The organism is Arenibacter sp. F20364, from assembly GCF_023015905.1.
Classification (GTDB): domain Bacteria; phylum Bacteroidota; class Bacteroidia; order Flavobacteriales; family Flavobacteriaceae; genus Arenibacter.
Genome location: NZ_JALKBD010000137.1, coordinates 1 through 645, shown reverse-complemented (window position 1 = coordinate 645; position 645 = coordinate 1). Strand labels below are relative to the sequence as shown.

1 protein-coding gene is annotated in these 645 nt (G+C 45.6%); it reads left to right on the top strand.

From position 1 onward, the window contains the following. The coding region (locus MWU84_RS24050) for a group II intron maturase-specific domain-containing protein (protein ID WP_281502619.1) at positions 1–552 on the top strand (552 nt) is incomplete at its 5' end. Positions 553–645 lie beyond the last annotated feature (93 nt).

Below are 645 nucleotides of genomic sequence, written 5' to 3'. Positions count from 1 at the left end.
AACAGTATCTACAAGTTTCTGCGCGACAAGCTCCGATTGCCAATAAATAGAAAGAAAAGCGGCATACGCAAACCTTTGGATTTTCAAGTATTAGGGTTTGGTTTTGTACCGACCTACAAGAAAGGAGAGAAAGGGAAATATCAACTCGTGGTAAAACCGTCCAAATGGAAGGAATTCAAAGCAAAGCTTAAATACCTTACCAAAAAGACGATACCCGCCAGTTTTGAAGAACGTATTTCACGCATCAATCTGTTGGTACGAGGGTGGATTAATTACTTTAAGCCGGCATCCATTCAGGCCAAGCTCAAGAAGTTGGAGGAATGGCTGCGCAACCGACTGCGGTATTGTATTTGGCATCAGTGGAAGAAACTCGAACGGAAACGGAAAAACCTGATCCGTCTGGGCATTGACCAAGACCAAGCCTATGCTTGGAGCCGTACCAGAATGGGGGGATGGGCTGTAGCCCAAAGCCCAATACTGCGAACTACGATCACCGTAAAACGGTTAAAGAGGAAAGGTTATGTTAGTTTATTGGAATACTACAAACGTTAAGTTTCATTATCGAACCGCCGTATACGAGACCCGTACGTACGGTGGTGTGAGGGGTGCACTCCGTCATTAGATGGCGGAGCCATCCACTCGATT